Here is a 21,396-nt window from a genome sequence, read left to right as displayed (position 1 = left end):
TGCGCCTTCTTGGTTGATCCCCGGTGATCATAGTTCAGGGCCGAGCGAGGAGGGGGCGCGCGCTTGCAAAGGCCCCCTACCCCTGTTCCGGCGCCTGGTTCAACACCGCCCAGAACTGCCCCAACGTGCGTACCGCCTGAAAAAACTGGGATACATCGACCGGCTTGATGACGTAGGCATTGACGCCAAGGTCCCAGCTGCGCGCCAGGTCGCTGTCTTCACGCGACGACGACAAAATCACCACCGGCGTACGCCGGAACCGTTCGTCCGAGCGCATCTGCTTGAGCACATCCAGGCCGTTCATGCGCGGCATCTTGATGTCCAGCAGCACGACGGCCGGATCGTCGCCCTGACGATCGGTGAATGCGCCACGTGCATACAGCCAGTCCATGCATTCCTCGCCATCCTCGACATGCGTCACGGGGTTGGCAAGATTGGCCTCGCGCAAGGCGTCGATGGTCATTTCGGCATCCACCGGACTGTCTTCGGCCAGCAGGATCGTGCGCAATGGACCACGGCTCATAGCGACAACCATCCGCTGGATGACGGTGGTTCAACCCCCGATATCGTGAAATGAAACCGTGCGCCGCGCCCGGGCTCGCCTTCTGCCCAGACCCGGCCGCCGTGGCGCATCACGATGCGCTGCACGTTGGCCAGGCCGATGCCGTTGCCGGGAAATTCGCTGGCTTTGTGCAAGCGCTGGAACACGCCGAAAAGCTTGTCGACGTAACGCATATCGAATCCGGCGCCATCGTCGGCAATGGTGAATTCGTAATCACCGGCATCGTCGTGCCGCACCGAGACATCGATGTGTGCCGTCTCGCGCTGGCCGGTGTACTTGACCGCATTGCCGATCAGATTCTGCCAAACGGTGCGCAGCATGTTTTCGTCGCCGACCACCACCGGCAGCGGCTCGATCTGCCACACGATCTGGCGCCCTGCCGCCTCCGTTTCAGCCACCGTGCGCGCATCCTCCACCAGCGAGCGCATATCCACCGCCTGCAGCCGCAACGCGCCGCGCCCCAGGCGCGAGAACACCAGCAGATCCTCGATCAGCTGCGCCATGCGCTGGGAAGCGTCGCGGATCACGCCCAGATAATGGCGGGTGGTCGTATCGGCCTCCGTCCCCAGGTACGCCTCCAGCTTCTGCGCGAAGGCCGAGATATGCCGCAACGGCGCGCGCAGATCGTGGGATACGGAATAGCTGAAGGCTTCCAGCTCCCGATTCACGTCGGAAATCTGTGACACCTTGCCTTCGAGCTGGTGATTGAGTTCCTTCACCTGTTGTTCGACCAGGGCGCGCGCCGTGACGTCGCTCACCGTCAACAACAACACCGGATTCTCACTGTCCTGTTGCTGCAGACGCCGCGCGTTGATCACTACGTGCCGCTCGACACCGTCCATGGTGCGCTGGTTGAGTTCGTAATCCCACAGTTCGCGATCGCGCAGCAGCACGTCGCGCAGGCGCTGCTGCAAGACTTCATCGGCCCACGCGCCCTGGCCGATGTCATCCAGGTATTCCGCGCGGCTGTCTTCGGAGACGCCGTACAACTCGCTGAAAGCCGCATTCACCAGCAAGGTGCGCAGATGATTGTCGAGCAGGGCGATCGGTTCGCGTACCGCTTGCAGGATCATCTGCGAACGCTGCACCGCCTGGCGTTCGCCGACTTCGGCGCGCAGGCGCTTGCCGATCTGTCGCTCGGATACCACCACCACGATCGTCAGCATCAGCAACTGTGCAATCGCGGTCAGCGCCAGCACCGCGCGGTTGTCATCGGACTGCTTCCTGGCACCCTCGCGGCGCAATTCCAGTTGCTGCTCGGCATGGGTGGCGATCTTGTCGGCGATGTCATCGATGCGAAACAGTCCGCCCGCATCACGCAATGCCTGCCGGGCGCCCGCGAGATCGTTCTGCTTGTAGCGCTGCATGGCCTGGTGCAACAGCGCAAGCCGGCCGTTTTCCATGGCGCTGAACTGTTCGACCAGATGCTGCTGCGCCGGGTCGTCCGCCGCCACGTGTTGCAGCTGATCCAGCAACTGCGGCACCAGCCTTTCGGTGCCGGTGACAATCGCCTCACCTTGCCTGGCGGGATCGTCTGCCAGCAGATACTGGATCGCCGATTCGCTGTCATGGGTCAGATCGGCGATGCGGTAGACCAGCGTCTGGACTTCGGCCGAACGGGTAACCAGTTCGCCTGCCGCCAGGGATTGCTGCGAGCCGCCGCGGGTGATCATGTAAGGCAGCGCGACAATGACGACTACGGCAAACAGCAGACCGCCCGTGCGCCAACGTAACGCTGCTACTTGTCGCACCCTCCCCCGGATCATCGACCGCCCTTGATGTGCATGCGCCCTGGCACGATGCCTGCATTCTGCGCATGTTTGACCTTACTGACCAGTCTGAGGCGATCAATACTCGATAGCTACCCTGCATTTGGAGATGTCATCGCACTGCGTCAGTGCGATAGAAACGTCCCTCCCCCGCGCAATCGGGGGAGGGAGCAGCAAGCTTAGTGCGAATACTGACTCATCGAGGTCGGACGGGCCGAAATCGCCGTACCCCAGGTCTTGTTCGGCTCGGCCTGCATGGTGAAGTGCAGTTCGCCGCCGGCAAGAATGTCGGCGTGACGCAGATACACACGATCCAGCGGCTTGCCGTTGAGCGTTACCGAGCCCACGTAGGGATGCGCCGCATCCATCGGCGATGCCGTGATGGTGAAGGTGTGTCCATTGCTGAGGTGGATGGCTGCGCGCGGCACGAACGGCCGGCCGATGGCGTATTCGACGCTGCCCGGCGTGACCGGATAGAAGCCGAGCGCAGTAAAGATGTACCAGGCAGACATCTGGCCAAGATCATCATTGCCGATCAGTCCGGCCGGACCGGGACCGTACTCGTTGTCCATGATCTGCTTGAGGCGCGCCTGCGTTTTCCACGGCTCACCGGCGTAATCGTACAGATAGGCGATGTGGTGGCTGGGCTCATTGCCGTGCGCGTACCAGCCGATCAGACCGGTGATGTCTTCCACATCCTTGAAGATGGCCGGATCGACCTTGGCGTCGAACATCTGATCGAGCTTGTCGGTAAACGCCTGGTCGCCGCCATATGCCGTGATCAGGCCGGCCACGTCCTGCGGCACGTACCAGGAGTACTGCCAGGCATTCGCCTCGGTGTAGTCATCGCCATAGCCGGCGCTGGTGGGATCGAACGGCTCGCGGAACTTGCCGTTGCTCAACCTCGCGCGCATGAACTTGGTCTGGGGATCCCACACGTTGCGCCAGTTGGTGGCGCGCTTTTCAAAGGTCGCGTAGATGTCCTGCTTGCCCAGCGCCTTGGCCATCTGCGCAATGGCCCAGTCGTCGTACGCGTATTCCTGCGTCTTGGAACCACCCTCCACTTCCTTGTCGATCGGCACGTAGCCAAGCTTCATGTAGTCGGCCAGGTCGCCGTAGTCGCCATAGGTGGCGGTGTGCACCATGCCCTTCATCGCCTTCTCGGCGTCGAAGCCGCGAATACCCTTCACGTACGCATCGGCGATGATCGCCACCGCGTGGTAACCGGTCATGCACCAGGTTTCCAGACCCTGGTAGGCCCACACCGGCAACATGCCGAACGGACTGGCCTGTTGCGCGGCAATCAGCGAACGGACGAAATCCACGGTGTGATCCGGATGCAGCAGGATCAGCAGCGGCTGCTGCGCACGATACACATCCCACATCGACCAGCTTGAATAGAAATTGAAGCCGTCAGCGTGATGGACCTGATAATCCGGCCCCCGGAATTCGCCGTTGACGTCCATGGCCAGGCTGGGCGAGATCATGGCGTGATACAGCGCGGTGTAGAACTGCGTGCGCTGCGCCGGCGTGCCGTCCACGTCGATCGGCGCCAGCGCCTTGTTCCAGGCCGCCAGCGCATCGGCGCGCTGCGCATCGAAATTCCAGCCCTGTCCATCCTTGTCCAGATTGGCGATGGCATTGGCTTCGCTGACCGACGAGATCGCCACCTTCACCAGCAAGGGCTGCTTGAGTTCGCCGAAATCGAACACCCCTTCCAGCGCGCGGCCGTTCTGCGCATTGGCATCTTGCGCTTGATAGCCCGGGCCCTTGAAACCCTTGTAGGTCAGATCCGTCTCGCGGTTGTACAGCTCATGCGAGGTCATCGGCTGGTTGAAGCGCATGGCAAAGCACAGCTCGCGACCGGGCGCCCAGCCTCGCGTGGTACGGCAGCCGACCACGGTGCCGTCGGCCTGCACCTGCAGGTTCGACCACAGCACCTTGCCCGGGTAGTCGTAGATGCTCGGACGCAAGTCCAGCAGCAGATGCGCCGGCTTGCCGGCCGGGAAGGTGTAGCGGTGCCAGCCCACACGCTGGTTGGCGGTCAGTTCCGCGCGCACGCCGTAGTCGGCCAGGGTGACCGCGTAATAGCCCGGCTGCTCCACTTCGGTGGCGTGGTCGAAACGCGAGCGGTAGCCGCTGCCGGGGACCTTTTCATCGCCCGGATCCAGCTTTACGTCACCGGCGACCGGCATCACCAGCACATCGCCCTGGTCCGAATGGCCGGAGCCGGAAAAGTGGGTATGCGAGAACCCCATGATGGTCGGGTCGTTGTACTGGTAGCCCGCCGCCCATTTATAGGCGTGCTTGAAATCCGGCATGTTCGTGTCGGGCGACAGCTGGACCATGCCGAACGGCACCACAGCGCCCGGAAACAGATGCCCATCCCCCCCGGTACCTATGCGAGGATCAACTTCCGAGGCGTGCGGCGCACCGGTCGAGGTCGCGGCAAGCGCCCCCAGCGGTGTCATCATCAGCACGGAAAGGCAGGAAAACAGCAGGTGACGACGATTCATGGGGCTCTGATCCGGGAGGTGGAGGTTTGGATCGTTACAAACGCTGCAAGCTAGCATCGGCGCGAGCGCTTGGCATGCTGCACTGCGTGATCCCATTTTTGCTGATTCGGGTAAATTTGGATCGTTCCAAAAGTAAGGGGTGGGGCCCAAAACCCCCCTTTATGGTCCACACGGCCCGCCGGTATCCGTTTGCATACGGGGCAAGGAAGAGTGAGCAAGGTGTATGTCGATACCTAAGCAAAAGATGGCACGACCATGTGGGCGGGACCCGGCCTTTCGGGCTGCCGCCGAGTGGCCGTTAGGTAGTCGTATGGGGTACCAGCCAGACTGGCGGTCTGGCCGGGCCACGGCTTACCCGCTAATGGCCGGTCAGCAACAACGCGGACCACATGGACTATGAGGACGGGCTCTTAATGGGGAATACACCGCCGGTCGGCCGCAAGGTCACCCTTAGCGACATCGCCGCAGGCTGCGACGTCTCGCGCGCTACCGTTTCGCTGGTTTTGCGGGGCAGCCCGCTGGTCAACAAAAACACACGCGCGCGCGTCGAAGAAGAGCTGCGGCGGCAGGGTTATGTGTATAACCGCGCCGCCGCCAATCTGCGCCGCCGCACCTCCTCCAGCATCGCGCTGGTGCTCAACGACCTGGCCAACCCGTTCTTCGCGGAATTTGCCGCCGGCGTCGACGAAGTACTGGGCGATACCGGCTACGTCACCCTGCTCGGCAGCAGCAGCGAATCGACCGAGCGCGAACTTGCCGTGCTTGGCTCGCTGATGGAGCACGGACCGGCCGGCATCATTCTTTCGCCGGCCGAAGGCGGCGATGCGGAACAGATTCTCAGCGCGGTCGGCGGACAGACGCCGCTGCTGCTGTTCAACCGCGAAGTCGGCGGCGATCTCGCTGCCTGCGATCACTGGGACCGGCTGTTCCTGGATAACCAGCGCGGTGCACGCCTGGCCACCGAACATCTCATCGCGCAAGGCCACAAGCGCATTGCGTTCTACGGCGGCCACAGCAGTTCCAGCTCATGCAAACAGCGCCGCACCGGCTACATGGATGCCATGCATGCCGCAGGCTTGCCGATCGAAACGCACTGGATGGTGGAGTGCGCCCCCAATCGTCTCGATGCGGTCGCGCAAAGCGATCGACTGTTCGCCAACAACAGCGCACCCACCGCTGCCGTTTGCTACAACGACGCGGTCGCACTGGGCTTGATGCTCGGACTCCATCAACGCGGCCTGCAACCGGGCCGTGACTTCGCACTCACCGGCTTCGACGACATCGCCGAAGCCGCGGTAAGCGCCCCGCCGCTGACGACCCTCGCCGTCACGCCGCGCGCGCGCGGACGCCAGGCCGCAGAGCTGATCCTGCAACGGTTGCAGGACCCCTCCGCCGCGCCGCGCCAGACCATTGTTCCGGTGCAATTGCTGGTGCGCGCCAGCAGCTGTCCGCCCTGATCCACTGGAAATCATCATGGCTTTTACCGCACCTTCCATACCGTCTGCAGGCTCGACGACGGGTTCCGAAAGCAGCCGTTACACCTATTACCCGCTGGCGCTAAGCGTGATGACGGCGGTGTTTTTCATGTGGGGCTTCCTGACCTGCCTGAACGACATCCTGATTCCGCATCTCAAAGCCGTTTTTGAATTGAACTACGCACAAGCCATGCTGGTGCAGTTCACCTTCTTCGGCGCGTATTTCCTGATGTCACTGCCGGCTGGACGCGTGGTAGCGCATCTGGGCTACAAGAAAAGCATCGTCACCGGGCTGATCATTGCCGGCATCGGCGCCGTGGGTTTCTGGCCCGCCGCCGGCCTGCGCCTGTATCCGGCCTTTCTCGGCGCACTGTTCGTGCTGGCAACCGGCATCACGCTGCTGCAAGTGGCGGCCAATCCCTATGTCGCCCTGCTGGGGCCGGAGAAAACCAGCTCCAGCCGCCTCACCCTGGCGCAGGCGCTCAATTCGTTCGGCACGTTTCTCGCGCCGTGGTTTGGCAGCCTGCTGATTCTTTCCACCCAGGTGAAGAGCACCACGGAAATCGCCGGTCTTTCCGCCACCCAGCAAATGCTTTACCGCACCCAGGAAGCCCAGTCGGTGCAGATGCCGTACATCGGACTGGCGGTGGTGCTGGTGTTGCTGGCGGTGTTCGTGTGGGTGTTCCGCATGCCCTCGCTCGAAGAAAGCACCGAAAAAGCCGACAGCAGCAAGCACAACCTGCTCGACGCCCTGCGTTATCCGCACGTGTTGTTCGGCGTGCTGGGCATCTTCTTCTACGTGGGTGCGGAAGTATCGATCGGCAGCTTCATGGTGAATTACCTGTCGCAGCCCAGCATCGGCCACATGAGCGAGCAGCAAGCCGCCCATTACGTCTCGCTGTATTGGGGCGGTGCGATGGTGGGCCGTTTCCTCGGATCCTGGCTGCTGGCCAAGCTTTCGCCGCGCAAGCTGCTTGCGATGTTCGCCACCATCAACATCGTGCTGCTGCTGACCACCATGTCGAGCAGCGGTGTCACGGCGATGTACAGCATCGTCGCGATCGGCCTGTTCAACTCGATCATGTTCCCCACCATTTTCGCGCTCGGCATCGAGCGGATGGGACCGCTGACCGGCAAGGCGTCGAGCCTGCTGATCATGGCGATCGTCGGTGGTGCGCTGGTGCCTTATCTGCAAGGCGTCCTGGCTGACAACATCGGTATCCAACATGCGTTCGTACTGCCGCTGCTGTGCTACGGATACATCGTTTTCTACGGCATCAGCGGATCAAAAATCCGCAACGCCCCCGTTCACACCGAATAGCGTCAATCCCTCTCCCGCAGGGAGAGGGCTGGATGATCGGCCGAGCTTGCGAGATGAGTGATTCAAGGCGCGCCTCGACACCAGCCAAAGCAACCCTACTTCCTCACCCCAAACCTTCCCCACGGGAAGAGAAAGCAAAACCATCTCCCACTATTCACCCGCATTTACCCCAAGGGGTTTCTTGATGACACGCTCCATCCTCTGCTTCGGCGAGGCCTTGATCGACATGCACGGCGAAGGCAGTGATGACCACGGCTTTGCCCGACACTTCCTGCCCTTCGCGGGCGGTGCACCGGCCAATGTGGCGGTGGCGCTCGCCAAACTCGGATGTCACGCGCGCTTCGCCGGCATGCTGGGACTGGACCGCTTCGGCGATTTCCTGCTGCACAGCCTGCAACAGGCCGGCGTAGACACCGTCGACGTCGCACGTACCGGCGAAGCGAATACGGCACTGGCCTTCGTGACGCTGGATGCGCGCGGCGAACGCAGCTTCAGCTTCTATCGTCCGCCGTCCGCCGATCTGCTGTTCCGCGCCGAGCACTTCCGCATGGAAGCCTTCGACAACACCGCCATTTTCCACATCTGTTCCAACAGCCTGACCGATCCGGGCCTGGCCGCCGCGACGCTGGCAGGCATGCAGCGCGCGCGCGACGCCGGCGCGCTGGTGAGCTTCGATCTGAATCTGCGCCCGGCCTTGTGGCCGCGCGGCAGCGAGCCCCGCCCGCAAGTGTGGCCGGCGTTGCTGATGGCCGACGTGGTGAAAGTGAGCGCGGAAGAATTCGACTGGCTGGCCACCGACGGCGAGCAGGCGCTGCTCGATCGCCTGTGGACCGGCAGCGCGCGCCTGCTGGTGGTGACCGATGGCCCGCATCCGCTGCGCTGGTATCACCCGGACGCCGAGGGCGAACTGCCCTGCTACAACGTGCCGATGGTCGACAGCACCGGCGCCGGCGACGCCTTCGTCGGCGGACTGCTGCAGCAGCTGGCCGAACAGAACATCACCCGCGACAACATCGACGCCTGGATCGCCACCCTGCCGCGCCTGCATGCCGCCCTGCGCTATGCCAGCGCCTGCGGCGCGGTGGCCGTCACGCGGCACGGCTCGTTTGCGGCGATGCCCAATACCACCGAGGTGGAACAGTTTATGGAGATCCACGCATGAGCACGCCCGCTTTACCCGACGTCCGTTCCGAAACTTTCCTGCGCGAGCACATCGCCAAGACCATGGCGTTCTATCATCCGCGCGCGATCGATCCGGCCGGCGGCTTTTTCCACTACTTCCGCGATGACGGCACGATTTACGACACCAGCCATCGTCATCTGGTAAGCAGCACGCGTTTTGTCTTCAACTACGCCATGGCCGCGATCGAATTCGGCCATGAGGACTACCTCAAGGCCGCACACCACGGCCTGCGCTATCTGCGCGAGGTGCACCGCGATGCCAACACCGGCGGCTACGTCTGGACGATCCGCGACGGCAAGCCGGAAGACCGCATGAATCACGCCTACGGCGTGGCCTTCGTGCTGCTCGCCTATTCAACCGCACTGAAGGCCGGCATCCAGGAAGCCAAGGCGTGGATGGATGAAACCTGGGATTTGCTTGAGCAGCGCTACTGGGATGCGGACGCAAACCTGTATCGCGACGAAGCCGATGCGCAGTGGCACTTCAGCAGCTACCGCGGCCAGAACGCCAACATGCACATGTGCGAGGCGATGCTGGCGGCGTACCAGGCCAGCGACGAACCGCGCTATCTCGATCGCGCCCTCACGCTCGCCCACACCATGACGCAGCGCCAGGCCAAGCTGGCCGATGGCCTGGTGTGGGAGCACTACAAAACCGACTGGAGCATCGACTGGGATTACAACCGCGACAATCCCAAGCACCTGTTCCGCCCCTGGGGCTTCCAGCCCGGCCACCAGACCGAATGGGCGAAGTTGCTGCTGATCCTCGAATCGTTGTTGCTGGAACGCAATCGCGAGGAAAAATGGCTGGTGCCGACCGCGCAGCATTTGTTCGATACCGCATTGGCGCACGCGTGGGATCCGGTGCATGGCGGCATCTGCTACGGCTTCGCGCCGGATGGCAGCGTCTGCGACGGCGACAAGTATTTCTGGGTGCAGGCCGAATCGCTGGCCGCCGCCGCGCTGCTGCACGCGCGCACCGGACAGGCGAAATACGACGAGTGGTACGGCAAGCTCTGGGCCTACGCCTGGGAACACTTCATCGACCATAAGTACGGCGCCTGGTATCGCATCCTTACCCAGGACAATCAGAAATACGACGACGAAAAGAGTCCTGCCGGCAAGGTCGATTACCACACCATGGGCGCCTGCTACGAAGTGATGGCGCTGATCCGCGACGGCGGAACGCCGTAATCGTTGGTAGCTGTCCACGCTGCGCGGTGCAGCGTTTCACATCACCGCCGCCCCGGCTTTGAGGAGTGCGCAAGGCCGGGGCAAACGTCTTCTATGCCATAAGTCATGATGCCCCGCTCCACGCCGGGGCAAACTGCAAATAGACGGCCAGTTGCAGCGCAGCGATCAAGTTGCACCACTGGCATCGCTTTACAGGCTTGCAGTATCGTCGATCGCTCGATGCCAGGATGGCGCGCTCCCCATCTTACAGGGCCACTCATGAAAACCTTCCCGATGCTTTGCGGCGCGGTGCTATCCGCACTATGTCTTTCCGCCAGCATGGTTAGCGCTACCGATGCGCCGCAAGCCGGCTACAACCCGTTCGAAACCTTCGCGCCCTTCGTCTATCCGCAACCGGCCACGGCCTATCGTTCGGCCAGCGGCAAGCCCGGACCGTTGTTCTGGCAGAACCGCGCCGATTACCAGATCAAGGCCACGCTGGACCCGGACACGCGCAAGCTGACGGCGGACGAAGTCATCACCTATGCCAATCACAGCCCCGACGATCTCGACGTGTTGTGGCTGCAGGTCGAACAGAACCGTTATCTGAAAGATGCGCGCGGTGCGTTCGGCGCCGGCCACTTCCCGAAAGAATTTACCGATGGCGAGCACATTGCGTCCGTCGCGGTGGAAGGCGCCGACGGCAAGTTGCAGAAAGCCGGCTGGGTCATTTCCGACACGCGCATGCAGATAAGCCTGCCGCAGCCGTTGAAGGCCCGCGATGGCAAAGTGCGCGTGCATATCAGCTACAGCTATACCGTGCCGGGCGAATTCGGCGGCCGCACCGACGTCAACCCGACCAAGAACGGCGACATCTTCGAGATTGCGCAGTGGTATCCGCGCATGTGCGTCTACGACGACCTGCGCGGCTGGAACACCGATCCGTATCTCAACAACGAGTTCTATCTTGAATACGGCGACTACGATTACTCCGTGACCGTGCCGTGGAACATGATCGTGGTCGGCGCGGGCGAACTGCTCAATCCGCAGGACGTACTCACCAAGACTGAAATGCAGCGCCTGGACCAGGCACGGCATAGCGACACCACGGTGATGATCCGTTCGGCCGACGAAGTGAACGACCCCAACAGCCGTCCGAAGCAGAGCGGTACGCTGACCTGGCATTTCCGCATCCAGAACAGCCGCGACGCCGTGTTCGGCGCTTCCAAAGCCTATATCTGGGATGCTGCGCGCATCAATCTACCCAACGGCAAAACCGCGCTGGCCGAATCCGCCTATCCGGTGGAAAGCGCCGGCAACGGCGCCTGGGGCCGCGCGACCGAGTACGTAAAGGCTTCGACCGAATACTTCTCCAGGCAGTGGTATCCCTACCCTTATCCGGTGGCGATCAACGAAGCCGGTTCGGCCGGTGGCATGGAGTACCCGAGCATCACCTTCGACTCGAAGGAGGCCAAGGGCAGTGACCTGCACGCCCTGATCGCACATGAGATCGGCCACACCTGGTTCCCGATGATCGTCGGCACCGACGAGCGCCGCAACGCGTGGATGGACGAAGGCTTCAACACCTTTATCGACGTGTATGAAGCGGACAACTTCAACCACGGCGAATACGCGCCCAAGCGCGATCCGGAATACGCGCCGGGCCACGGCAATCCCGCCGACGAGATCGTGAAAGTGCTGACCGATCCGGACGCGCCGCCGCTGCTCACGCGTGCCGACGAGATCCAGGAGAAGTACCGCCACCCGGTCACCTACTTCAAGTCCGCCTACGGCCTGATCCTGCTGCGTGAGCAGATCATCGGCCCGGAACGTTTCGACCCCGCTTTCCGCAAATACATCCAGACCTGGGCGTACAAGCACCCCAGCCCCTCGGATTTCTTCCGCTTCATGGAAAGCGAAACCGGCGAAGACCTGAGCTGGTTCTGGCGCGGCTGGTACGAATACAACTGGAAGCTGGATCTGGCCGTGCAGAACGTCACGGCATCCGACGGCGACTGGCGCAAAGGCGCCGAGGTGACGGTCGCCAACCTCGACAAACTGGTGATGCCGTCCACGCTGGAAGTGGTGTACACCGATGGCAGCAAGCAGGACGTCCGCGTACCGGTGGAAACCTGGATGCAGCATCGCAGCTTCGTGATCCACGTCGATGGCAACAAGCCGGTGAAATCCGCCACCATCGATCCGCAGCATGTGATTCCGGATGTCGATCGCAGCAACAACACGTTTACTGTGAAGTCTTAGCTTTGTAGGTTGGGTAGGTTGGGTTAGCGCAGCGTAACCCAACGATGGTTGTCGCTTCGATGAAGATCAGTTGGGTTACGCTGCGCTAACCCAACCTACCCAACCTACCCAACCTACGGCTCCGGCGGTGTGCGGATCGCCTTCGAGAAATCACCGTCGGGCCCCACCGCCCGCGCACGCGCCGTAATATCGCCCTGCCCGGTCAACACCGGTAACGGATAGCGCTTGTCCAGCGCCCCGACTTCATACAGATATCCCGGCAAATACGCCGTCAGCAGCAACCGGTAGTCATACGGCAAACCGGGATCGATCTGCCTGGCCATGTCGTACACGATGCTCACGCAGTTCGATGTCGCCGTGTTGTAGAACGCCGGCTGCGCCGCCAGTTCGTTGGCTTCTTTCACATAAGAGAGGAACAACGCGCGCATCGCCGGCCGGCTCATCTGCAACCGGTACAGATGATCCGTCTCGCCGCGCACATTGGTACGCACACGTATCACGTCGCTCTCATCGGCAGCGACGATGGTGCGCTCGTAATCCTTGAAGAAGCCGCCAAGCGCCGAAAACGACTGATTGCGCTGCCGGCGGATTTCGACCGAAAACACCACGTGCGAGCCGTCATCGAAACCGAACGACAGCAAGGCATGCACGATGCCGGGCACACCCCATGAGGAAAGAATCAGATCGGCGGAAGCCAGCTGATCGAGGTCGTAGCTGCGCGTTTCCCAATGCGCATCGTAATCTTCGTCAGAACGCCAGTTGAAATGGCGCACGTTGTACAAGGTGACACGATCGCCCTCGACACTGCCGGTCAACAGGCGCGCGACATCATCGGCCCAATCCCGATGATTGGATGCCGCGATCGTGCTCCACCACGCCAGCAGCACCAGGAACGCCAGCGCGTAAACGCCGACCGGCAAGCCGCTGCGGCGAACGAAAGTGAGGACCAGGGCGGCCAAAACACCCAGCGTCCAGATCACACTGACCGCCCAGCGGGCCGCTATGCCGCCGGGAAACTGGTACCACAGCGCCAGCGCACCCCAGCCACCCGACAGCACCACCACCAGAACGATCAGCACGTAGAGCATCCATCGCAGCACCACGGACATCTCCCCAGAACCATCGCGACATGGATAATAGAACGGCAACGACCGCTCATCCTGCTTTCTTGCCAGAGAAGAACCGATGAAGGGCCGCACGCCAATAGGGATCATTCGCGTCGTTTTGCTGGCCATCGCGCTGCTGGCCACCGGCTGCAGCATGGTGGGCGTCAAGCACGTCACACCCAAGGAATACATCGCCCAGCGCCGCAGCGATGTGCTCAACACGCGTGCCCTGAGCGACAGCACCGTCCAGACCTTGAACGTGGTGGCATTGAGCCGTGACGGTTGCGCCGCCGATTTTCCACACTGTACGCAGACCATCCTTTATTCCGAGGGCCTGGACGACGAGCGCCGCCTGTCCGCCTTGTCCGAACTGTGGCTGGCGTACGGCTTGCAGCAGACCGACAAGAACACGCCCGTCAGCGACCAGGCCTTGAGCGCTTACCTGCAATCGGCGCGCTACGCCTACGCGTATCTGTTCTACACCGCCCGCGATCCGGGCGAGCGCGCTTTCGAAACCCGCCAGTCGCAGGTGCTGGATTTCTATAACTACGCCGTGCAGCAAGCAGTCGGCAGTTTCTTCCAGCGCTTGCCGCAACTGGGCACCAACTGGACCAGCGCGCCGGTGGCAGGATGGAACCTGCTCAAGCCCAGCACCGATGTGTATCTCGGTTCGGGCGATTACATTCCCAAGGAATTGATTCCCGCCGAAGGACTGCGCTTCAGCGGCCTGCGCAACATCTATCGTCGCGATGGCTTCGGCTCGGAATTCGTCGCCATCGGCGCCACCCCGGCCGACACCGGCCAGCCGTGGCGTGAACCCAACTATGTGCCGCTGACGGCGGTGCTGGAGTTTCCCGGTGACAACCTCGCCAGCGTACTCAGCACCACCGATGTGCGCCTGTACGCCAAGAATCCTTATCTCGACAACAGCATCCTGTTCGACAACCAGACCATTCCGCTCGCCGCCAACTTCACCGCACCCTACGGCATATGGCTGGCACGCTCCGGTTTTGCGCAGCAATCCATCCGCTCCCTGTTCGGACGCGGCGGCCTGAGCAAACCGGAAGTGCTGTTGATGCAGCCTTACGATCCCAATCGGCTGACCGTGATCATGCTGCATGGCCTGGCCAGCAGTCCGGAAGCGTGGATCAACGTCGTCAACGAAGTGATGGGTGACGAACAACTGCGCCGCACGTATCAGGTGTGGGAGGTGTACTACCCCACCAATGTGCCCGTGGCCGTGAATCTGGCGCAGATCCGCCGCGCACTCGATGACACCTTGCATCACTTCGATCCATCCGGCACCGCCGTGGCGTCCAACCACATCGTGCTTATCGGTCACAGCATGGGCGGCGTGATTGCGCGCCTGCTGGTGTCCTCCAGCGATGACAAGCTGTGGGGCGTTGTGCCGCAACGCGCGGATCTCTCCGCCGCCGACAAGCAGAAACTGCGGCAACGCCTTGCGCCTTATCTTCAGTTCTCGCCCATGCCGCAGGTAACACGCGCCATCTTTCTCGCCGCGCCACATCGCGGCACACCGGTGGCACGCTGGAAACTCGCACGCTGGATCGGCAGCCTGATCCGCCTTCCGCTGACCCTGCTGGAAGAAGGCAAAAACATCACCGACAGCATGCAGGGCAAAAATGCGGTGCCCGGCACGCCGACGCATCTGCCTAACAGCATCGACAACCTCAGCGATACCGATCCCTTTATCAAGGCCTCCAGCACGCTGCCGATTTCGCCGAACGTTCACTATCACACGATCGTCGGTGTGTATAAGGCGAAGGGGCCGTTGTCTGATTCCGATGATGGTGTGGTGCCTTACACCAGTTCACATCTCGACGGGGCTGATTCTGAACTGGCGGTTCCGTCGTGGCACGATGTGCAGGAGACACCGCAGGCGATTATCGAATTGCGTCGCATCTTGCGCGTACATGCGAACGCATTGCATTGCTTGCAGCCAGAAAGTGGCCCGCAAGTTCAATGCTCCAGTGCGCCGTGAGTTAAAGCTTTTCTTCCTCTCCCCTCCGGGGCACGCGGGGAGAGCACATGGATGTGCTCGGCTATGAGGAGCGAGGAGAGGACCGAGGGGAGGGGCCAACCTCGCGATGAACTTACAAAGAAACATCGAAGAAACTACGGAGATCACCGCAAGCGCGCCCCCTCACCCCAACCCTCTCCCCGGGGGGAGAGGGAGTAAAGCTAGATGAGGGGCAAGCCTCGCGACGAGCCCCAAAAGAAACATCAAGCAAGCTGTGGATTTTCCCGCAAGCCCAGCCCCTCACCCCAACCCTCTCCCCGAAGGGGAGAGGGAGCAAAGCGGGATCGCGTCGATTCAACCTGTGCGTTCGTGTTTACGAAATGGTCTACGCGTCGGCCTGCAAAAAACCATCCTTGGCGCGATTCAACAAGTTCTGAAACAACACCAGCTCTTCCGGAGAAAAACCGGCGAGCGCCTTTTCGACGCGAACCGCGTTGCGCCCCATGGCCGCCTCGATGATTTGCTTGCCCTCTTCCGTAATCGTTGCAAGCAGGCGGCGACGATCCTTCTGATCGCCGATCGATCGCACCAGCCCCTCTTTCTCCAGCGAATACATCAGCGCCGAAACGGTCGCGCGTTTCACCTGCAGCGCCGTGATGATTTCCTGATGCGGTAGCGGCGTGTCACCGGAAGCCCACAGCAAGGCCAGCGTCTGGAATCTCGCCGGCGTACCCGCCGTGCCCTCCAGCCACCCGTTCAACACATTGGTGATCTGCTGGGTGGCGGCCTTCAGGGCGAACACCGTCTCCAGCCGCAGCACCGCCGCGGCGTCGAAGCGACTCAGGTAGGCATCCCGCAAAAAGCATGGGGGAAAGGGCGGCTGCTCGGTGGAAATCTGTTTTTCCAAGAACTATCCCTCTTCAGAACGATTTACGACGCGGATTGTATGGTAATTGACAGTTAGCAAGGAGCCAATAGCTCATTTAAAAACAAAGACATACAACATATGTATGTTGACTGATAATTTACTTGTTGACTTGTTTGTTGACGAACATTATTGTCTGCCGCCATACAAATGGCAACGCGGCTCGCGGTCGGCGCGGGTCCAGCCCCAAAAGTGAGGAGTCAGACATGAGCAACACAGCACCCCAGGAGGGCGAGGTCCTCCCCACCCGGAAGCCCTTGTCCCGCAGAACCCGTATCACAGTAGCCGTCGCCGCCGGCGCGCTGCTCGTCACCAGCGGTATCGCCTACGCGATGGTCGGCGACCGCAGCGTATCCACCGACGATGCCTACACCGATGGCCGCGCGATCGTGGTCGCCCCGCATGTGGCCGGTTACGTCTCCAGCCTGGATGTCACCGACAACCAGTTCGTCCACCAGGGACAGGTGCTGATACGGATTCAATGCACGGACTATGTCGCCGCGCGCGATCACGCCCAGGGCGAACTGCAATCGACGCAAGGACAGCTGGCCGCGGCGCAATCCAGTCTGGCGCTGGCCAGGATCACCTACCCCGCCAAGTACGCCGAGGCTCAGGCCACGCTCGCCACGCAACAGGCCGATCTGTTCAAGGCGCAATCGGAATTCCTGCGCCAGCACGACATTCCCAAGGAAGCCACCACCTCGCACGATGTCGACTACGCCACCGCCGACCGCAACGCCGCCAAAGGCGCGGTCGACCAGGCCCAGGCGCAGGCGCGTATCGCCCAGCCGGTCGAGCTCAATATCGAGCAGGCGCAGGCGAACGTCGAACAGCTGCAGGGCGAGCTCAAGCTCGCGCAGGCCGATCTGGATCAGGCCAAGCTCAACGTCGGCTGGTGTGACGTGACCGCGCCGCAGGATGGATGGATCACCAAGCGCGGCGTGGAGAAAGGCAACTACGTGCAGGTGGGCCAGCAACTGTTCTCGATCGTCAGTCCGGAAGTCTGGGTCACCGCCAACTTCAAGGAAACCGAGCTGACGCATATGCGCGCCGGACAGCCGGTGTCCATCGCGGTGGATGCGTATCCGAACCTCAAGCTGAAAGGCCACGTCGACAGCATCCAGGCTGGCTCAGGCGGCAAGTTCACGGCGTTCCCGGCGGAAAACGCCACCGGCAACTTCGTCAAGATCGTGCAGCGCGTGCCGGTGAAGATCGTGATCGATTCCGGCATGGATCCGAAGCAGCCGCTGCCGCTCAATCTCTCGGTGGAACCCACGGTACAACTGCAATGAGCGCCGCGGCCGACACCCATGACGCAGCATGGAAGCCACGCGCCAATCCCTGGCTGATCGCGGTGGTGGTGACACTCGCCGCCTTCATGGAAATTCTCGACACCACCATCGTCAATGTCGCGCTACCGCACATCGCCGGCAGTCTTTCCAGCAGTTCCGACGACGCGACCTGGACGCTGACCTCCTATCTGGTCGCCAATGGCATCGTGCTGACCATCTCCGGCTGGCTGGGCGCCGTGATCGGCAGGAAGCGTTACTTCCTGATCTGTATCGCCATGTTCACCGTGTTCTCGCTGCTGTGCGGTCTGGCGCAAAGCCTGCCGCAGCTGATCGTGTTCCGTTTGCTGCAAGGCTTCTTCGGCGGCGGTCTGCAACCGAATCAGCAGGCAATCGTGCTCGACTCCTTTGAGCCGCGCAAACGCGCCGCTGCTTTTGCCATCACGGCGATTGCCACGGTGGTTGCGCCGGTGATCGGTCCCGTACTCGGCGGCTACATCACCGACCACGCTTCCTGGCGCTGGATCTTCTTCATCAACATTCCGGTCGGTGCGTTTGCGCTGGTGGCGATTGCCGCGCTGGTGGACGATCCGCCGTGGGCGAAGAAACAAAAACGTTCCATCGATTACATCGGTCTTGCCCTGATTACGCTCGGCCTCGGCTGCTTGCAGGTGCTGATGGACCGTGGCGAGGATGACGGCTGGCTGCAATCGCCCGTTATCGTGCATCTGGCCATCCTGGCCGGCCTGGGTCTGGTTGGCGCGGTGATCTGGCTGTTGACGGCCAAGAAGCCGGTGGTCGATCTGCGGGTGTTCAAGGACCGCAACTTTGCCGTCAGTTCCATACTGATCTCCGGCATGAGCATCGTCCTGTACGGGACGGCCGTGCTGATCCCGCAATTCGCGCAAACCACGATCGGTTACACCGCAACCTGGGCAGGGCTGGTACTGGCACCGGGTGGCGTCGCGATCATTCTGCTGATTCCGCCGGTTGGACGACTGATCAAGGTCGTGCAACTGCGCTACGTGATCGCCGCCGGCTTCGGAGTGATGGTGTTTGCGCTGTGGTACTCGAACAAGCTGGTGCCGCAGATCGACTTCCACACGCTGGCAACCATGCGCTGCCTGCAAAGCGCGGCGCTGGGCTTCCTGTTCGTGCCGATCAGCATCATGGCGTATCACAGCTTGCCCAAGTCGCTCGGCGCGGATGCCGCCGCCTTGTTCGTGATGTTCCGCAACGTATCGGGCTCGATCGGCATTTCCATTGCCACCGCCACGGTGACCGAACGCACCCAGGCCCGGCAGGCGCATCTGTCGACGTGGCTGACGCCGCTCAACCAGGCGTACAACGCGCTCGTCGCGCAGAACGAAGCCGCGCTGCGTTCGCTCGGCCGCGCAACCAGCACGCTGCACCAACAGGCGGTCTCCTACACCTTCCAAATGCTCCAACAGCAGTCCGCGGTGCTTGCCTACGCCGACACCTTTATCTACTTCGCAGTGCTGGCCGCTGTGATGATCCCGCTCGCCATGCTGCTGTCGCCCATCAAGGACGGCGGTCACGCATCGATGCCCGTGCATTAACAGCCCCCAGATAACTGAGGATCAAAACCATGAACATCTTCAAATATCAGATTGCGGCGGCCACGATTCTGCTGGCCGGATGCACTGTCGGCCCGAACTTCACCAAGCCCGACGCCAAGTTGCCGGGCAACTGGTGCGCAAGCAACTGCCAGGCGACAAAGAGCAGCGTGCCCAGCGCACCGACTGCCGCGCCCATCAACGCGGCATGGTGGACGTCGTTCAATGATCCGGAACTGGTCGCGCTGGAACAGCGCGTCGCCAGTTCCAACCTGGATCTGAAAGTCGCCTCCCTGCGGCTGGCGGAAAGCCGCGCCGAACGCTCCATCACCGCCGCCGACGAATACCCCACCGTCAATGGCAATGTCAGCGCCACGCGCGAGCAAGCGAGCTCCAACGGCGTGCTGGGCCTTGCCGGTGCGATCGATCCGGCTTCCAGCCAAGGCACCGCTGCCAACGGAACCGGCGCCGGCGTGGCGGCGTTTCCAGCCAAAGGCAAAGGTTCGGGCATCGCGCCGTTCAACCTGTTCCAGGCCGGCTTCGATGCCTCCTGGGAACTGGATCTGTGGGGCCGCGTGCGCCGCGAAGTCGAAGCGGCGGATGCTTCCGTCACCGCCCAGGAAGATGCGCGCCGCGATCTGTTGATGTCCACCATGGCCGAAGTGGCACGCGACTACATCCAGCTGCGCGGCACCCAGACCGATTACGCCATCACCATGGACAACCTCAACGCCGCCAAGGACATCGAGCGCGTAACCCGCGAGCGCAAGGCCAACGGACTGGCGAGCGAGCTGGACGTAGTGCAGGCCGCCTCGCAGGTATCTGCCGAAAGTGCCTTGCTGCCGTCACTCACCCAGCAGGAAGACGAGACGATCAACCGCCTGAGCTTCCTGCTCGGCGAAGCGCCCGGTGCCTTGCGCACGGAGCTGGAAGCGACCAAGCCGATTCCGCCGGTGCCGCCTGCCGTTCCGCTGGGCATTCCTTCGGATCTGGCCCGTCGCCGCCCGGATATCCGCGAGGCGGAAGCCAACCTGCATCAGGCCACCGCCGAGATCGGCGTCGCCACGGCCGATTTCTATCCAAGCATCACCCTCTCGGGCAGCGCCGGCTTGCAGGCATTGCAATTCAGTCAACTGGGCAACTGGGGATCGCGCCAGTTTTCCTTCGGCCCTTCGCTGAGCCTGCCGATCTTCGAAGGCGGCCGGCTGAAGGCGACGTTGAATCTGCGCAAGGAACAGCAGCAGGAAGCGGCGATCAACTATCAGCGTGTGGTGCTGTCCGCCTGGCATGACATCGACAATGCGCTGACTGAGTATTCCTCGCAGCAGCTTAGCCACGATCAGCTGCAAGCCACCGTGGTGGACGATCAAAAGGCACTGAAGCTGGCGCAGACGCAATACACCGCCGGGACGGGTTCGTTCCTGCAAGTGCTCGACGCCGAGCGCAGCCTGCTTTCGGCCCAGCAGAATCTGACCGATAACACCACGCAGATTTCCACCACCCTGGTGTCGCTCTACAAGGCGCTCGGCGGCGGCTGGGAATCCACCTACCCGGAAAGCACCACGGCCGACAGCTCTTCCACACCCGCGCAGGCTCAAACCAGCGGCAAGCCATCACACGCGTAGTTGAAGGCAGGAGCAGCGACCGATGAAAAACCGTTCCTACCATGAACCCGATGGGCAAACACTTCATCCACCGGGTGCCTCGCACGCGCCGGCCGGCACAGCACTGCAAGACGCGTGCAAAGGCATCCTCACCATGGCCAGGCTCGGCCGGGAGCTGAGAAACGCAACCAATGCACTGGAGAAAACCGTGCATGCGGCTTCCGGAACCGACGATCTGACGCTGCTTCATTGGGCGGTCCTGGCTCACCTGGCATGCGAGTCGTCCAGCAAGCAGCTCGATGTGAAGTCCACCACCGGCATCGCTCCTGCTCACTTGACGAGACTGTTGGATGAACTCACCGACCGCAGGCTGGTACGCCGGCATCGGTCCCCCTCGGATCGAAGACAGATCGTACTGGCGCTTACGCAGGCAGGCCGGGAATCGGCGCGCCGGCTGCTCACTTCCCTGGGCGAACGGATCGACCAGACCCAGCTTGATGCCATGAACTGCCTCGGTTTATCGCTGGAGCAATTCGTCGACCGGATGGCCAGCAACGATAAGCCATGGCAGGCACCACGCATGTAAAGCGCATGCCGCCGCAACCGACAGCCATCGCAACGCTGTCTTGGCTCCAAAAAAAAAGCCTGCATGCA

General features: G+C 62.1%; 15 protein-coding genes. 10 read left to right on the top strand and 5 right to left on the bottom strand.

All coding sequences use genetic code 11. From position 1 onward, the window contains the following. Nucleotides 1–76 precede the first annotated feature (76 nt). From ISP19_RS08075 to ISP19_RS08065, 3 genes are all read right to left on the bottom strand, one after another. A complete protein-coding gene (locus tag ISP19_RS08075) occupies nucleotides 77–523 on the bottom strand; it encodes a response regulator (RefSeq protein ID WP_204680858.1) in 447 nt (148 codons plus the stop codon). After that, nucleotides 520–2,313 (bottom strand): sensor histidine kinase, encoded by a 1,794-nt coding sequence (locus ISP19_RS08070; RefSeq protein WP_338082371.1) that lies wholly within the window; start codon nucleotides 2,311–2,313, stop codon nucleotides 520–522. The genes ISP19_RS08075 and ISP19_RS08070 overlap by 4 nt, the downstream gene beginning before the upstream one ends. A gap of 197 nt (nucleotides 2,314–2,510) precedes the next feature. Continuing rightward, nucleotides 2,511–4,847: a GH92 family glycosyl hydrolase gene (locus ISP19_RS08065; RefSeq protein WP_204680856.1), complete on the bottom strand. Its 2,337-nt coding sequence runs from the start codon at nucleotides 4,845–4,847 to the stop codon at nucleotides 2,511–2,513. Nucleotides 4,848–5,236: 389 nt separating this feature from the next. Here ISP19_RS08065 and ISP19_RS08060 point away from each other — a divergent pair, with 389 nt between their 5' ends. From ISP19_RS08060 to ISP19_RS08040, 5 genes are all read left to right on the top strand, one after another. Next, a complete protein-coding gene (locus tag ISP19_RS08060) occupies nucleotides 5,237–6,304 on the top strand; it encodes a LacI family DNA-binding transcriptional regulator (protein WP_379945920.1) in 1,068 nt (355 codons plus the stop codon). Between the two features lie 109 nt (nucleotides 6,305–6,413). Then, nucleotides 6,414–7,643 (top strand): L-fucose:H+ symporter permease, encoded by a 1,230-nt coding sequence (gene fucP / locus ISP19_RS08055; RefSeq protein WP_239556671.1) that lies wholly within the window; start codon nucleotides 6,414–6,416, stop codon nucleotides 7,641–7,643. 184 nt (nucleotides 7,644–7,827) lie between these two features. Then, nucleotides 7,828–8,805, top strand: coding sequence for a carbohydrate kinase family protein (locus ISP19_RS08050; protein WP_204680854.1), 978 nt, complete (start codon nucleotides 7,828–7,830; stop codon nucleotides 8,803–8,805). Further along, the gene (locus ISP19_RS08045; protein WP_204680853.1) at nucleotides 8,802–10,019 is read left to right on the top strand and encodes an AGE family epimerase/isomerase; all 1,218 of its coding nucleotides are present in this window, start codon (nucleotides 8,802–8,804) and stop codon (nucleotides 10,017–10,019) included. Before ISP19_RS08050 ends, ISP19_RS08045 begins: the two co-directional genes overlap by 4 nt. 258 nt (nucleotides 10,020–10,277) lie before the next feature. Then, entirely contained in the window at nucleotides 10,278–12,260 is a 1,983-nt protein-coding gene (locus tag ISP19_RS08040) for a M1 family aminopeptidase (RefSeq protein WP_204680852.1), read from the top strand. Between the two features lie 113 nt (nucleotides 12,261–12,373). Here the strand turns inward: ISP19_RS08040 and ISP19_RS08035 are convergent, their stop codons facing one another. Next, nucleotides 12,374–13,369: an Lnb N-terminal periplasmic domain-containing protein gene (locus tag ISP19_RS08035; protein ID WP_379945923.1), complete on the bottom strand. Its 996-nt coding sequence runs from the start codon at nucleotides 13,367–13,369 to the stop codon at nucleotides 12,374–12,376. Nucleotides 13,370–13,445: 76 nt separating this feature from the next. Here ISP19_RS08035 and ISP19_RS08030 point away from each other — a divergent pair, with 76 nt between their 5' ends. After that, nucleotides 13,446–15,368 (top strand): esterase/lipase family protein, encoded by a 1,923-nt coding sequence (locus tag ISP19_RS08030; RefSeq protein ID WP_204680850.1) that lies wholly within the window; start codon nucleotides 13,446–13,448, stop codon nucleotides 15,366–15,368. 364 nt (nucleotides 15,369–15,732) lie between these two features. Here the strand turns inward: ISP19_RS08030 and ISP19_RS08025 are convergent, their stop codons facing one another. Next, the gene (locus tag ISP19_RS08025) at nucleotides 15,733–16,254 is read right to left on the bottom strand and encodes a MarR family winged helix-turn-helix transcriptional regulator (protein WP_204680849.1); all 522 of its coding nucleotides are present in this window, start codon (nucleotides 16,252–16,254) and stop codon (nucleotides 15,733–15,735) included. Nucleotides 16,255–16,478: 224 nt separating this feature from the next. Here ISP19_RS08025 and ISP19_RS08020 point away from each other — a divergent pair, with 224 nt between their 5' ends. Genes ISP19_RS08020 through ISP19_RS08005 form a run of 4 tightly spaced genes read left to right on the top strand, consistent with a single transcriptional unit; the run spans nucleotide 16,479 to nucleotide 21,328 of the window. After that, nucleotides 16,479–17,564 carry an HlyD family secretion protein gene (locus ISP19_RS08020; RefSeq protein WP_204680848.1) on the top strand — a complete coding sequence of 362 codons (1,086 nt, stop codon included), beginning with the start codon at nucleotides 16,479–16,481 and terminating at the stop codon, nucleotides 17,562–17,564. Further along, complete coding sequence (locus ISP19_RS08015; RefSeq protein WP_204680847.1) at nucleotides 17,561–19,141, top strand: DHA2 family efflux MFS transporter permease subunit; 1,581 nt, start codon at nucleotides 17,561–17,563, stop codon at nucleotides 19,139–19,141. Before ISP19_RS08020 ends, ISP19_RS08015 begins: the two co-directional genes overlap by 4 nt. A 29-nt stretch (nucleotides 19,142–19,170) precedes the next feature. Continuing rightward, nucleotides 19,171–20,763: an efflux transporter outer membrane subunit gene (locus ISP19_RS08010; protein WP_204680846.1), complete on the top strand. Its 1,593-nt coding sequence runs from the start codon at nucleotides 19,171–19,173 to the stop codon at nucleotides 20,761–20,763. Between the two features lie 22 nt (nucleotides 20,764–20,785). Then, a complete protein-coding gene (locus ISP19_RS08005) occupies nucleotides 20,786–21,328 on the top strand; it encodes a MarR family winged helix-turn-helix transcriptional regulator (protein ID WP_204680845.1) in 543 nt (180 codons plus the stop codon). Nucleotides 21,329–21,396 lie beyond the last annotated feature (68 nt).

Source organism: Dyella flava, assembly GCF_016904955.1.
Classification (GTDB): domain Bacteria; phylum Pseudomonadota; class Gammaproteobacteria; order Xanthomonadales; family Rhodanobacteraceae; genus Dyella_B; species Dyella_B flava.
Note: the sequence above shows the minus strand (reverse complement) of the source record. Positions and strands in the feature narration are given on the sequence as shown.

Excerpts from the sequence above, each read along its gene's own strand:
- ISP19_RS08035 (WP_379945923.1), bottom strand. The coding sequence starts at position 13,369 with ATGTCCGTGGTGCTGCGATGGATGCTCTACGTGCTGATCGTTCTGGTG.
- ISP19_RS08020 (WP_204680848.1), top strand. The coding sequence starts at position 16,479 with ATGAGCAACACAGCACCCCAGGAGGGCGAGGTCCTCCCCACCCGGAAG.
- ISP19_RS08060 (WP_379945920.1), top strand. The coding sequence starts at position 5,237 with ATGGACTATGAGGACGGGCTCTTAATGGGGAATACACCGCCGGTCGGC.
- fucP (WP_239556671.1), top strand. The coding sequence starts at position 6,414 with ATGACGGCGGTGTTTTTCATGTGGGGCTTCCTGACCTGCCTGAACGAC.
- ISP19_RS08005 (WP_204680845.1), top strand. The coding sequence starts at position 20,786 with ATGAAAAACCGTTCCTACCATGAACCCGATGGGCAAACACTTCATCCA.
- ISP19_RS08050 (WP_204680854.1), top strand. The coding sequence starts at position 7,828 with ATGACACGCTCCATCCTCTGCTTCGGCGAGGCCTTGATCGACATGCAC.
- ISP19_RS08040 (WP_204680852.1), top strand. The coding sequence starts at position 10,278 with ATGAAAACCTTCCCGATGCTTTGCGGCGCGGTGCTATCCGCACTATGT.
- ISP19_RS08010 (WP_204680846.1), top strand. The coding sequence starts at position 19,171 with ATGAACATCTTCAAATATCAGATTGCGGCGGCCACGATTCTGCTGGCC.
- ISP19_RS08045 (WP_204680853.1), top strand. The coding sequence starts at position 8,802 with ATGAGCACGCCCGCTTTACCCGACGTCCGTTCCGAAACTTTCCTGCGC.
- ISP19_RS08030 (WP_204680850.1), top strand. The coding sequence starts at position 13,446 with ATGAAGGGCCGCACGCCAATAGGGATCATTCGCGTCGTTTTGCTGGCC.
- ISP19_RS08065 (WP_204680856.1), bottom strand. The coding sequence starts at position 4,847 with ATGAATCGTCGTCACCTGCTGTTTTCCTGCCTTTCCGTGCTGATGATG.
- ISP19_RS08015 (WP_204680847.1), top strand. The coding sequence starts at position 17,561 with ATGAGCGCCGCGGCCGACACCCATGACGCAGCATGGAAGCCACGCGCC.
- ISP19_RS08075 (WP_204680858.1), bottom strand. The coding sequence starts at position 523 with ATGAGCCGTGGTCCATTGCGCACGATCCTGCTGGCCGAAGACAGTCCG.